We start from the raw sequence: 12,231 nt of genomic DNA on the forward strand, positions 1-12,231 counted from the left end.
ACGTCGCGCCGCCGCGCACGGGCACCCGCCCGCCGTGCGCCGGCGTCCGCCGCCGTGTCGTGCGCCCGGACCCGTCGTGGGTGCGGGCGCTCCCCGGCGCGGCCCGCCACCCGAGGACCCCGCATGTCTTGTGCACCCCGGCGCGCCCTGGCGCGCCTCGCGGCGGGTCCGGCCCTGGCCGGGCTCCTGCTGCTGTCCACCGCGACCGCTGCGGCGGCCCACGACGAGCTGATCGGCAGCGCACCCGCGGCCGATGCCGCGCTGGACGTCGCACCGGACCACGTCCGGCTCGACTACAACGCTGACGTGCTCACGTTCGGGGCCGCTGTCGTCGTCGCCGACCGGTCCGGCGGCACCTGGCAGACCGGTGAGCCGGTCATGGACGGACCGTCCGTGACCGTCCCGCTGGACCCGGCCATGCCGGACGGGGCCTACGAGGTCCGGTGGCGGGTGGTGTCCTCGGACGGCCACCCGATCACCGGCCTGGTGCCGTTCACGGTCGGGGACGTCGTACCGGCGCCCGACCCGACGACGCCGGCGAGCGGCTCCGCCGCGCCTGCGGGCGCCGCGGACACGGCAGACCCGGCCGACGCCGCGACCGGCACCGAGGTGTCGGCACCCGCCGCGGCGTCGCCGTGGCGCACCGTCGCGGTCGCGGCGGGCGGTGCGGTGCTGGCCCTCGGTCTGTACCTGCTGGTCGGCCTGGTCCGCCGGCGCCGCGCGGCGACGTCCTGACGTCCCCCCCACCTCACGACTTCCCTCCTTCTCCAGAGAGCAGAACCACCTGATGCGTACCCGCCTGACCCTGCCCGCCCTCGCCCTGCTGTCCGCCCTGGCCCTCGCCGGCTGCACCGCGGACGCCCAGGCCGAGGACCCCGCCACCACCCCCGCCACCACGGCCACCGAGGCCGAGTCGGTGACGGTCACCGACGCGTGGGTCAAGTCCGCCGAGACCGGCATGTCCGCGGCCTTCGGCCTGATCGAGAACACCGGCGACGCCGACGTCACCGTCGTCTCCGTCGGGTCCCCGGCCTCCACCGCGATGGAGCTGCACGAGACGGTCGAGAACGAGACCGGCGAGATGCTGATGCGCGAGAAGGACGGCGGCTTCACGATCGCCGCCGGGCAGTCCCTCCCGCTCGAGCCGGGCGCGAACCACCTCATGCTCATGGACCTCGTCGAGCCGGTCGTCGCGGGCGACGAGGTCACGTTCACCCTGACCTTCGCCGACGACTCGACGCTGGACTTCACCGCCCCGGCCAAGGACTACTCCGGGGCCAACGAGACCTACGCCGAGGGCGAGGGTCACGAGGGCATGGACATGGGCGGCGAGATGGACATGGGCGACCAGTGACCGACACCCCTCGTCGTCGTCCCGGAGGGCCGACCCGGCGACAGCTCCTCCTTGGAGGGGCCGTCGCCGGCGTCGGTGCCGCCGCGGCGGTCGGCGCCGACGCCCTGACCCGCCCCGGTGAGCGCCCGGCGGCGGACCCGGCACCGGAGCCCCTCGCGGGCGCCGGCACCGTGCCCTTCCACGGCGCGCACCAGGCCGGGGTGGCCACCGCGCCCCAGGCGCACGTCAGCCTGGTGGCGCTGGACCTGCTCGACGGCACCGACCGCGACGCCCTGCGGCGCCTGATGCAGCTGCTGTCCGACGACGCGGCCCGGCTCACCCAGGGGGTCGCCGCGCTCGCCGACTCCGAGCCCGAGCTCGCCGTCGTCCCGGCCCACCTGACCGTCACGTTCGGCTTCGGCCCGGAGCTGGTGCGCCGCGCGGCCACCGGGTCGGATGCCGCGCCCTCGTGGCTGCGGCCGCTGCCGCCGTTCACGATCGACCGCCTCGACCCGGCGTGGTCGGACGGCGACCTGCTGCTGCAGATCGCCTCGGACGACCCGATGACGGTCGCGCACGCCCAGCGCATGCTGCTCAAGGACACCCGGTCGTTCGCGACCGTGCGCTGGACCCAGGCGGGTTTCCGGCGCGCCCGGGGATCGGAGGCGTCCGGCACGACGATGCGCAACCTGTTCGGCCAGATCGACGGCACGGTGAACCTCGAGCCCGGGACCCCCGACTTCGAGGACCTCGTGTGGGTGCGCGACGGCTGGCTCGCCGGCGGCACCAGCCTCGTGCTGCGCCGCATCCACATGGACCTCGACAAGTGGGACCGGCTGGACCGCGGCGGCCGCGAGCAGTCCGTCGGCCGGTACCTGTCGAACGGCGCGCCGCTCACGGGGACCCACGAGCACGACGAGCCGGACTTCACCGCCACGAGCCGCATCGGGTTCCCGGTCATCCCGGAGTTCTCGCACATGCGACGCGCCCGCTCGGAGGACACGTCGCAGCGGATCTTCCGCCGGGGGTACAACTACGACGACGCACCAAGCGGCGACCGGGTGTCGAGCTCGGGCCTGCTGTTCGTCTCGTACCAGGCCGACGTCGACGCGCAGTTCGTGCCGCTGCAGCGGCGGCTGGACGAGCTCGACCTGCTGAACGAGTGGACGACGCCGGTCGGCTCCGCGGTGTTCGCGATCCCGCCCGGGTGCGCCGAGGGCGGGTACGTCGGCGAGACGATCCTCGCGTGAGCCGGGCACCCGCTCCCGCGGCGGCGGCCGACGAGGCTCCCGCGCCGTTCACCTTCCCCCGCGTCACCCGCACGGAGGCGGTGCTGCTCGTGGCGCTGCCGCTCGCCGTGGCCGCCTGCCTCACGGGCCTGGCCAGCACCGGCGAGCTCGCGCCGTCCGTGCTGCTCGACCCGGGGGACGTCGTGCGCTACGGGCTGCCCGTCGCCCGGGTCGTCCACGACCTGTCCGCGGCGCTGACCATCGGGCTGCTCGTGCTGGCGGCCGGGGTGCTGCCCGGGCAGGACGCGGTGCGGGGCGTCGTCTCGTACGCCCAGTGGACCGCCGTGCGCTGGGGCGCCCGCGCGGCCGCGGTGTGGTTCACCGCGGCGGCGGCCGTCATCGTCCTCACGGCGGCCAACTCGATGGGCACCCCGCTGTCCGCCCCGGGCACCGCGCGGCAGGTGCTCTACTACGCGACCGCCATCGACCTCGGGCAGTACCTGTCGGTGTCGCTGCTCCTGGTCGCGGCGACGCTCGTCGTCGCGCTGCTCGCGCGTCGGGTCACGTGGGTCGGCGTGGCGTGCGCCCTCGCGGTCGCCGCGCTGCTGCCCGTCGCCCTCTCGGGGCACGCGGCGGGGGCCGACGACCACCGCAACGCCGTCAACTCCCTGGCCGTGCACCTGGTCGCCGTGTGCGTGTGGCTCGGCGGGCTGGTCGCCCTGGTGCTGCTGCGCCCGCGGCTGCGCGGGTGCCTCGGCCCCGTCGTGCGCCGGTACTCGGTGCTCGCCGCGTGGTGCCTGGCCGGTGCCGGTTTCTCGGGCGTGGTCAACGCGCTGCTGCGCGTCTCGCGCCCGGAAGACCTGATCAGCACCGGGTACGGCGTCCTGCTGCTGCTCAAGATCGCGGCGATCACCGCGCTCGGCATCGCGGGGCTGGCGCAGCGCCGGGCCGCGATCCCGCGGCTCGACGGACCCGGCGGCGGCCGGGCCTTCACCCGGCTCGCGCTCGCCGAGGTCGTGCTCATGGCGGTGACCTTCGGCCTGTCGGTCGCGCTGTCCCGCAGCGCACCCCCGGTGCCGCAGACCCCCGTCACCTGGGACCCCCGGCACGCCCTGCTCGGCTTCCCGTACCCGCCCGAGGTCTCGGTGCGGACCTACCTCACGGGGTTCGAGCCCGACTGGCTGTTCCTCGCCGGCTCCGTGGTGCTCGCGGGGCTCTACCTCGCCGGTGTCCGGCGCCTGCGTCGGCGCGGGGACGCGTGGCCGCCGGGTCGCACCGCCGCCTGGCTGCTCGGCTGCGTGCTGCTCGCCTGGGTCACCAGCGGCGGGCCCAACGTCTACGGGTCCGTGCACTTCAGCACGCACATGATCCTGCACATGGGGCTGATGATGTACGTCCCGCTGCCGCTCGCCCTCGGCGCTCCCGTGCTGCTCGCGCTCCGGGCGCTGCCGGCGCGCGACGACGCCAGCCGGGGGCCGCGCGAGTGGCTGCTGCTGGTGGTGCACTCGCGCTACCTCGCCGTGCTGTCCCGACCCGCGGTCGCGGGCACGGTCTTCGCGGGCAGCCTGGTCGCGTTCTACTACACCGGCTGGTTCGAGTACGCGCTGTTCGAGCACCCCGGCCACCTGCTGATGCAGGTGCACTTCCTGCTCTCGGGCTACCTGTTCTTCTGGGTGCTCGTCGGCGTGGACCCCGGGCCCGACCGCGCGTCGTACCCGATCCGGCTCGTCACGCTGCTGGCCACCATGGCGTTCCACGCCTTCTTCGGTGTGGCGGTCATGGGGTCGACCGAGGTGCTCGGCGCGGGGTGGTGGGCGGCGCTCGGCGGCGCCGACACGGCCGCGCTGCTCGCGGACCAGGCGATCGGCGGCTCCATCGCCTGGGGGGCGGGCGAGCTGCCCGTCGTGATCGCCGCGCTCGTGGTCGCCGTGCAGTGGGCGCGGGACGACGAGCGGCGCGCGCGCCGCACCGACCGGCAGGCCGACCGGGACGGCGACGCCGAGCTGCACCGGTACAACGCCTACCTGCAGGACCTCGCCGACCGCGACCCGTCCGGGACGCGACCGGCTCCGAACCGGAGGACATGATGACGACGACGTCTCCCACGACCACGGCGCCGCCGCCGTCCGGGTCCACGCCGCCGCGACGCGGGTGGCTCGGACCGCTCCTGCTGCGCCTGCACTTCTACGCCGGCGTCTTCGTCGGACCGTTCATCCTCGTCGCCGCGCTGAGCGGTGCGCTCTACGCGCTGACCCCGCAGATCGAGCGGGCGGTGTACGCCGACGAGCTCACCGCCGCGTCCGGGGACGGCGTGCCGCTGCCGCTGGCCGACCAGGTCGTCGCCGCCCGGGCGCACGTCGGTGACGGACCGACGCTGCTCGCGGTCCGTCCGGCGCCGGAGCCCGGGAGCACGACCCGGGTGATGTTCGAGGGCGAGGACCTGGGGCCCAGCGAGACGCGCGCCGTGTTCGTCGACCCGGGCACCGCCGAGGTGCAGGGCGACCTCACCGCCTACGGCACCAGCGGGGCGCTGCCGCTGCGCACCTGGGTCGACTACCTGCACCGCAACCTGCACCTCGGCGAGCCCGGCCGGCTGTACAGCGAGCTCGCCGCGTCCTGGCTCGGGGTCGTCGCCCTGTCCGGGCTGGTCATGTGGCTGATCCAGCTCCGCCGGACCCGCGGTCGCGCGAAGGCCCGTCGGCAGATGCTGCGGCCCGGCAGCGGGGGCACCTCCTACGCGCGGACCCGCAGCCGGCACCTGGGGATCGGCATCTGGGTCATGGCGGGCGCGCTGTTCCTGTCGGCGACCGGCATCACCTGGTCCACGTACGCGGGCGCGAACGTCGGGGACCTGCGGGCGGCTCTCGGCTGGGGCACCCCGGCGGTCGGCACCACGCTGGACGGGGCACCGGCCGTCGTCGACGAGCACGCCGGGCACCACGGGCACGGCGGTGGCGCCGGGGCCGAGGGGGACGGCGTCGACTACGCCCCCGGGGCGTTCGACTCCGTGCTCGCGGTCGCCCGCGAGGTGAACGTGAACACCGGGCAGGTGGAGATCAAGCCGCCCGCCGAGCCCGGCACGGCGTGGGTCGTGCAGGAGATCCAGCGCAGCTTCCCGACGGAGGTGGACGCGGTCGCGGTCGACGGCCGCACGATGACGGTCACCGACCGCGTCGACTTCGCGGACTTCGGGCTGGTCGCGAAGCTGGCCCGGTGGGGCATCGACCTGCACATGGGCTCGATGTTCGGGCTGCCCAACCAGCTGGTGCTCGCCGCGCTCGCGACCGGGATCGCGGCGATGGTGCTGTGGGGCTACCAGATGTGGTGGCGCCGACGTCCGACGCGAGGCCGGCCCGGGGACGCACCGGCGCGAGGAGCGCTCACCGCGGTGCCGTGGTGGGGACGGGTCGCGGTGTTCGCCGCGGCGGCGCTCCTCGGGGTGCTGCTGCCGCTGATGGGGCTGACCCTCGTGGTCTTCCTGGTCGTCGACGTGCTGCTCGGGCTGCGTGCGCGGGCCGCGGCGGCGAGGTCGGGCGGCTGAGCGCGGCCGTCGGCCGGGCACGCACGTGCCCGGCCGACGGTGCGCTCACGGCCGGAGCATCACCTTGAGCGCCTCGCGGGCGTCCATGGCCCGGTAGCCCTCGGCCGCCTCGTCCAGCGGCAGCACCCGGTCGAAGACCCGGCCGGGGTCGATCTCGCCGCGCAGCACCTGGCCGATCGCGTCCTCCAGGTACGCGCGCACCGGGGCGGGGCCGCCGGTGAGCGTGACGTTCTTGCCGAACAGCGAGCCGAACCCCACGGGGGCGTCCTCGTACTGCGGGACGCCGACGCGGGAGATGACGCCGCCCGCGCGGACCACGCCGTAGGACTGCTCGTAGGCGGGCATGTGGCCGACGGCCTCCAGCACGACGTGCGCGCCCTCGCCTCCGGTCAGGTCGAGCACCTCCTGCACGCCCTCCGCGCCGCGCGCCGCGACCACGTCGGTCGCGCCGAAGGCCCGGCCCAGGTCGGTGCGGTCGGTGTGCCGACCCATGAGGACGATGCGCTCCGCGCCGAGCTGGCGGGCGGCGAGCACGGCGGACAGGCCCACCGCGCCGTCACCGACCACGGTCACGGTCTTGCCCGGCGCGACCTTGCCCATGAACGCGGCGTGGTACCCGGTCAGGTACACGTCGGACAGGGTGAGCAGCGACGCGAGCAGGGCGTCGTCGGCGGTGGCCGGGTCGACGTCCGGGACGACGACGAGCGTGCCGTCGGCCTGCGGGATACGGGCGTACTCGGCCTGCAGGCCGGGCACGTCGGGGGTGGCGTAGAACCCGCCGTGCGGGCACGCCGTCTGGAAGCCGTCGCGGCAGATCGGGCAGGTGTTGTCGCTGTACGCGAACGGCACCACGACGAAGTCGCCGGGCCGGACGCTCGTGACGGCCGAGCCCGTCTCCTCGACCACGCCGATGAGCTCGTGGCCCATCGACTGCCCGTGCTCGGAGGCGGGCATCGAGTGGTACGGGTGCAGGTCGGACCCGCAGACGCACGCCCGGACGGTGCGGACGATCGCGTCGGTCGGCGCCTGGATCGTCGGGTCGGCGGCCTGGCCGACCCGGACGTCACCGGCACCGTGCATGAAGGTGGCGCGCAAGGATCTCCTCCTCGGGAGCTCGTGGTGGGGATGTCTCCACCCTGCCCCGCGCCGGGCGGCCGTGTCGCGCCGCGAGGGCCGGTCAGGCAGGCCCTGTCAGGACCCCCTTGCTCGCGGACCTCCCACGACCGACGCCCCCGCCGGCACCGATCCGCGGTGCCGACGGGGGCGTCGGGGTCTGGGGTGGCGTCGGGTCAGCGACCCGCCGCCAGGCGCCGCCGCGCCACGAGGAGCAGCGCGCCGCCGCCGAGCAGCAGCGCCTGCGCCGCGACCAGCGCGGCGGTGCTGCTGCCGGTGGTGGCGAGCTCGGTGGCCGCCGGGGCCGCCACCGGGTTCGCGACCGGCGTCGCCGTGCCGATCGCCAGGGCGATCTCGGCGGAGCGGCCCGAGGTGCCACCCGTGGCGCGCACGTGGTGGTCACCCGCCGGGACGTCCGTCGGCAGCGCGACCGTCAGCCGGGCCACGCCGTCGGCGTCCGCGACCGCGGTGCCGAGCAGCACGGGCTCCGAGTGCAGGAAGAACACCACGGTCTCGCCGGGCTGGAAGTCCCGGGCGACGAGCTCGATCTCCGTGCCGGGCGCCGCGCTGGACGTCGACCCCGCGAGGCGGGCCGTCGGGGCACCCGCCGTGGCCGGGGGCTCTCCGGTCACCGACACGGACACCGGCGCGGACCAGGCGCGCAGCCCGGCGGACGCCGGGGTGGCGAAGGTCAGTGCGTGCGTCCCGGGCGGCAGGACGCCGAGGTCCACGACCAGGTCACCCGTCGCGGGGACCGTCACGGTGGTCAGGGTGCGGCCGCCCGAGGTGACGACGAGCGTCGTCGGGCGCGGGCCCTTCGCGGACGGCAGGGCCACGCGGACCTGCACCGGGGTGCCGACCGTCGTCGTCACGGTGCCGGGAACGGAGACGTCGGGGGTGACGGGCGCGGGGTCCGGGGTGGGGGTGGGCGTGGGGTTCGTCGGGTTGGGGTTCGGGTTGGGGTTGGGGTTCGGCGTGGGGTCGCCGTCGCCGTCGCCGCCGTCGACCGGCGGGGCCGAGGCGACGTGGTACGACCGGTCCAGCGTGAACTCCCGGTTGTCCGGGTCGAGGAACTGCAGCGTGTAGGTGATCGGACCGCCCTGCGTCGGGGCCGCTGCGTCCAGGCGGGCGTACCCCGCCACCAGCGGCTGCCAGGTGCTCACGGGCGTTCCACCCACCAGCAGCCGCACGGAGCCCTCGGCGTAGGTGTTCTCCAACGAGACCCAGGCGTCGAACGACGGGGAGACGCCGACCTTGATCTCGTCCGTCGGCGCCAGGTCGAGGATCGGTGTGCTGCCGATCGCCGTGGCGGTCGCGGGAGTCCCGGTGCCGGTCCCGGCGCTGTTCTGCGGGGTCACCGTGTACGTCACCGTGGTGCCCACCGGCACCGTCGTGTCGGTGAACGACAGGTCGGTGGTGGACGTCGACAGGCCGCGGTCGCTGGTGATCAGGTAGGTCACGCCCAGGCCGCTGTCGTGGTCCGGCGGCGACCAGGTGAGGTCGATCGCACCCACCCGCGGCGTCGCGGACAGCCCGCGCACGGCCGACGGGGCCTTGAGGTACTCGAACTGGTCGCTGACGATGTAGGGCGTCGTCCCGCCGGTGTTGCCCTGCCACGTGGGCTTGTAGATGCAGCGCGCGAAGATGTTGTACGTGCCCCCCGCGAGCGGGCTGATGTCGATCGGGTAGTTCGGCGCCACCCCGGCGCTGCGTGCCTTGACGGATGTCCCGTCCCAGCCGTTGGTGATGTCCCAGTCCGCGTAGTCGAGCACCCACAGCGGGTTCGGCGAGCCGCCGAGGTCCGCTGCGCAGGTCAGCGTCAGCGTGTCGCCGGCGATCGAGTACGAGATGACCTCCGGCTCGGCGAGCGCCGGGACGGCACCCGCCACGAGGGTCGTCGTGCCGATCGCGGCGACACCGATCGCGGCAGCGGCGCGCCGCACCCACGTCCCCGGTCCGCGCGTGCTGGTGGTCTGGCGCATGGTGCTCCGTCGTCTCGCTCGCCCACGGGCGCCCGCGTGGGCGACCCGGCGCCCGGTCTCCTCCAGGCAGCCGCCCGATCGGCGGCGCGGAGGGGCGTCTGAGCAGGTCAGGAGGTGAGACGCGGTGCGGGGGGTGCTAGCACCCAGGCGCCGGAGCGAGGCGGGGGCTCAGAGCCCCGCGAGCCGCCGCACGGCGAGGTCCACGTCCGAGTCGTCCGGGGCCTCGGTGTCGAGCGCCCGGTGGATGGTGATGCCCTCGATCAGGGCGTCCAGCACCCGCGCCGTCGCCGGGTCGAAGCAGCGCTCCAGCGCCGCCCGGCTGCGCCGCATCCACGCGTTGGTCAGCGACCGGAACGCCGGGTCCCGGGCGGCCAGCGTGTAGAGCTCGTGGGTCAGCACCAGGTCGCGCCGCGACGGGAACACGTCCTGGGTGACGATCGCGACGACCGCGCGGACCCCGGCCTCCCGGTCGCCCGCGGGGACCTGGTCGAGGCGGGCCACGAACCGGTCGCTGACCTCGTGCGAGTACCGCTCGAACGCCGCGTGCAGCAGGTCGTCCCGACCGTCGAAGTGGTACGTCATCGACCCCAGCGGGACGTCCGCGGCGGCGGCGACCCGGCGGTGCGAGGTCCCGTCGACGCCGTCCTCGGCGATCACGTCGATGCAGGCGTCGATGATGCGGTCGCGGCGACCGGGGTCGTGGCGGCGGCCCTGCGCCGGGCGCGGTGCGGGCTCGGTGACGGGCATGGCAGCCATGGTCTCGCGTTTTGCGCGACGGGTGCGCCGCACCGGCACGGGGGCGCACTGGTGATGTCCACCACCGTGGTTGCCACGGGGACGATCCTGGTGCGAACCTGGACGAAGAGGCCCAGTGGTCTCCCGGACGAGGGGTGCCGTACCCGGTGTGCGACAAGACGGCCCGAGGGAGACCGTCATGTCCTGGATCGTGCTCGTGCTGTCCGGCGTCCTCGAGGCCGTCTGGGCGACCGCACTGGGCAAGTCCGAGGGGTTCAGCCGCCTCGTGCCGTCCGTCGTGTTCGCCGTGGCGCTGATCGCGAGCATGGGCGGTCTCGCCTACGCCATGCGCGACCTGCCCGTCGGGACCGCGTACGCGGTGTGGGTCGGCATCGGGGCCGTGCTCACGGTCGTCTACGCGATGACGACCGGCACCGAGCCGGTGTCGCTGCTGAAGATCGTGTTCCTCACGATGATCGTCGGCGGGGTCGTCGGCCTGAAGTCCGTGCACTGAGCCCGTTCACCCCGGGCGGGCGATGCGCGCCCGGTGCGCGGCGCGCAGCGTGGACGGCGTGCGCGACGCCCTGTCCGCCTGGACGGACTTCCACGTCGCCGTCGCGGGCACCGGGGGTGCGCTCGGCGGGCTGCTCGTCGTCGCCCTGTCGGTGAACGTGCGGCAGATCGCCGGGTCGCGCGGTCTCGCCGCCCGGGCGGCCGCCGCCATCGCGTCGGTGGTGCTCGGGGTCGTGCTCGCCTGCGTGGCGCTGGTCCCGGGGCTGTCGCTGCCGGGGTTCGGCGCGGTCGTGCTCGTCGGGGCGGTGCTGGCCGGGGCGGTCACCGCCGTCGCGATCCGGTACCTGCTGGTCGCGGGTCCGGACGGGGCGCACGACGCGGACGGGCGCGGCGGCACCGTCGGGGTGGCGGCCGAGGCCCTGCGCGCCGGGCTGCTGGTGCTGCCGGTCCTGGCGTTCTTCGTCGGTGGCGTGCTGCTGGCGGCCGACGTGCGCGGCGGGCTCGTCGCGGTCGCGATCGGCACCCTGACCGCCCTGGTCGGCGCCGTCGTCTTCTCCTGGGTCGCCCTGGTCGAGATCCTGCGCTGACCCACCCTCGCGGGTTGCCCGCGCGCGCTGCCCACCGCCCCGCACCCCTGCCCGCCCCCCCGCGCTCCCGCGCGCGCTCTCGCCGTCCCTGCTCGCCTTCGCGCCCAGGTCCGCGGGGGAGGGGCGGGCTAGAACCAGACCGCCGCCGCGCACCCGTCGGGCATCGGCTCCGGGGGGTCCGGGAGGCTGCGGGCCTTCCCGCGGGCGACGCGCAGGGCGGTCCACGCGACCGCGGCGGCGTCGAGCACGTCGTCCACCGCCACGTCCCACCCGGCGAGTCCCAGGTCGCCGGACAGGTCGATGCCGTGCTCGGCCAGCAAGCGGTGCCGCAGCGCCGCCCCCGACCAGGTCTTCTTCCGGACGGTCAGCGGGGCGCCGTGCAGGTGGGCGAACACCACCTCCGGGTGCACCTCGACCACCGGGTGCGGGGCGGTCGCGGCGTACCGCTCCGTCTCGAGGATCCGGTGCCGCAGCCCGAACGCCTGGATCGAGACCCCCTCGCCCGCGCGTTCCCGGTTCAGCGCGACGGCGGTGGCGTGGTCCGGGGCCTCGACCGCGGCGCGGACCGGAGTCAGGAACACCGAGGACCGCAGCGGGCCGACCGCCCGGCGGGCGAGCACGTCGGCCTCGCGGCGCCCCGAGTCCGCCAGGCCGATCGGGATGTCCACGCCGACCACCGCGAACGCGCCACCCGTGGCCGTGACGAGGTCGGCGAGCGTCCGCGCGACGCGGACGACCGGGGGCCCGTCGGCCGGGGCGCCGTCGAGCACGACGCCGACCCACCCGGCGCGGCACGCGTCCACGCCGAGCACGCGAACCGGGTCCGGCCGGGGTGCGTCGCGCCCGCCGTCGGTCACCGTCGCGTCAGCCCCGCCGCAGCGTCGTGGCGACCTCGTCGAGCAGGTCGTCCACCGCGTCCTGGTCGTAGCCCGCGCGGAACTTCGTGTACCCGAACCGGGCGTGCAGCACCTCGTCGGCGGTGACCGGCGGGCTGCTGCCGTCCAGCACCGCGGCGAGCTGAGCCACGTACGCGTCGACCTGGTCGATGTCGTAGCCCTCGCGGAACGACGTCTGCGGGAACGCCGCCGCGCGCGCCCGCAGCGCGGCACCGGTGAGACCGGGGCCGGGGCCGGGGCCGTGGGTGCCGGCACCGGGTCCCGTCGCCGCCGGGGAGGGACGCGGCGCGCCCGCACCCGTC

Annotated in this window: 11 protein-coding genes, 2 pseudogenes and 1 riboswitch; of the genes and pseudogenes, 7 read left to right on the plus strand and 6 right to left on the minus strand. The window is 75.5% G+C overall.

The features are described 5' to 3' along the window. Positions 1–123 precede the first annotated feature (123 nt). The 5 genes from EBM89_RS17280 to EBM89_RS17300 are packed head-to-tail and all read left to right on the plus strand — an operon-like array spanning position 124 to position 6,103. Complete coding sequence (locus EBM89_RS17280) at positions 124–735, plus strand: copper resistance CopC family protein (RefSeq protein WP_122150884.1); 612 nt, start codon at positions 124–126, stop codon at positions 733–735. Between the two features lie 52 nt (positions 736–787). Next, complete coding sequence (locus tag EBM89_RS17285; RefSeq protein ID WP_122150885.1) at positions 788–1,354, plus strand: copper chaperone PCu(A)C; 567 nt, start codon at positions 788–790, stop codon at positions 1,352–1,354. Beyond that, complete coding sequence (locus EBM89_RS17290; protein WP_122150886.1) at positions 1,351–2,583, plus strand: Dyp-type peroxidase; 1,233 nt, start codon at positions 1,351–1,353, stop codon at positions 2,581–2,583. The genes EBM89_RS17285 and EBM89_RS17290 overlap by 4 nt, the downstream gene beginning before the upstream one ends. Beyond that, positions 2,580–4,649, plus strand: a complete 2,070-nt coding sequence (locus EBM89_RS17295; RefSeq protein WP_233571818.1) for a bifunctional copper resistance protein CopD/cytochrome c oxidase assembly protein — start codon at positions 2,580–2,582, stop codon at positions 4,647–4,649. The genes EBM89_RS17290 and EBM89_RS17295 overlap by 4 nt, the downstream gene beginning before the upstream one ends. Further along, on the plus strand, positions 4,646–6,103 hold the full coding sequence (locus EBM89_RS17300) for a PepSY-associated TM helix domain-containing protein (RefSeq protein WP_122150887.1): 1,458 nt from the start codon (positions 4,646–4,648) through the stop codon (positions 6,101–6,103). The genes EBM89_RS17295 and EBM89_RS17300 overlap by 4 nt, the downstream gene beginning before the upstream one ends. Before the next feature lie 45 nt (positions 6,104–6,148). Here the strand turns inward: EBM89_RS17300 and EBM89_RS17305 are convergent, their stop codons facing one another. The 3 genes from EBM89_RS17305 to EBM89_RS17315 all read right to left on the minus strand — a co-directional run bounded on the left by EBM89_RS17305 (position 6,149) and on the right by EBM89_RS17315 (position 9,945). Continuing rightward, positions 6,149–7,198 carry a zinc-binding dehydrogenase gene (locus EBM89_RS17305; protein ID WP_233571820.1) on the minus strand — a complete coding sequence of 350 codons (1,050 nt, stop codon included), beginning with the start codon at positions 7,196–7,198 and terminating at the stop codon, positions 6,149–6,151. 194 nt (positions 7,199–7,392) lie between these two features. Further along, on the minus strand, positions 7,393–9,198 hold the full coding sequence (locus EBM89_RS17310) for a hypothetical protein (RefSeq protein WP_122150888.1): 1,806 nt from the start codon (positions 9,196–9,198) through the stop codon (positions 7,393–7,395). A 168-nt stretch (positions 9,199–9,366) separates the two neighbouring features. Next, on the minus strand, positions 9,367–9,945 hold the full coding sequence (locus tag EBM89_RS17315; protein ID WP_122150889.1) for a TetR/AcrR family transcriptional regulator: 579 nt from the start codon (positions 9,943–9,945) through the stop codon (positions 9,367–9,369). A 113-nt stretch (positions 9,946–10,058) separates the two neighbouring features. After that, positions 10,059–10,122, plus strand: a riboswitch (guanidine-III (ykkC-III) riboswitch). A 10-nt stretch (positions 10,123–10,132) separates the two neighbouring features. Between EBM89_RS17315 and EBM89_RS17320 the strand changes: the two genes are divergently transcribed. Then, positions 10,133–10,447, plus strand: a complete 315-nt coding sequence (locus tag EBM89_RS17320; RefSeq protein WP_122150890.1) for a DMT family transporter — start codon at positions 10,133–10,135, stop codon at positions 10,445–10,447. A gap of 58 nt (positions 10,448–10,505) precedes the next feature. Next, positions 10,506–11,033: a hypothetical protein gene (locus tag EBM89_RS17325; protein WP_122150894.1), complete on the plus strand. Its 528-nt coding sequence runs from the start codon at positions 10,506–10,508 to the stop codon at positions 11,031–11,033. 128 nt (positions 11,034–11,161) lie between these two features. Here the strand turns inward: EBM89_RS17325 and EBM89_RS17330 are convergent, their stop codons facing one another. The 3 genes and pseudogenes from EBM89_RS17330 to EBM89_RS22630 form a co-directional block, all read right to left on the minus strand. Further along, the gene (locus EBM89_RS17330) at positions 11,162–11,845 is read right to left on the minus strand and encodes a DUF429 domain-containing protein (RefSeq protein ID WP_122150895.1); all 684 of its coding nucleotides are present in this window, start codon (positions 11,843–11,845) and stop codon (positions 11,162–11,164) included. 58 nt (positions 11,846–11,903) lie between these two features. Further along, positions 11,904–12,002 (minus strand): annotated as a pseudogene (locus EBM89_RS22625) (DivIVA domain-containing protein); the annotation flags it as partial. Between the two features lie 75 nt (positions 12,003–12,077). Next, a pseudogene (locus EBM89_RS22630) lies at positions 12,078–12,134 on the minus strand (hypothetical protein); the annotation flags it as partial. Between the last annotated feature and the right edge of the window lie 97 nt (positions 12,135–12,231).

The organism is Cellulomonas triticagri, assembly GCF_003696205.1.
Classification (GTDB): domain Bacteria; phylum Actinomycetota; class Actinomycetes; order Actinomycetales; family Cellulomonadaceae; genus Cellulomonas; species Cellulomonas triticagri.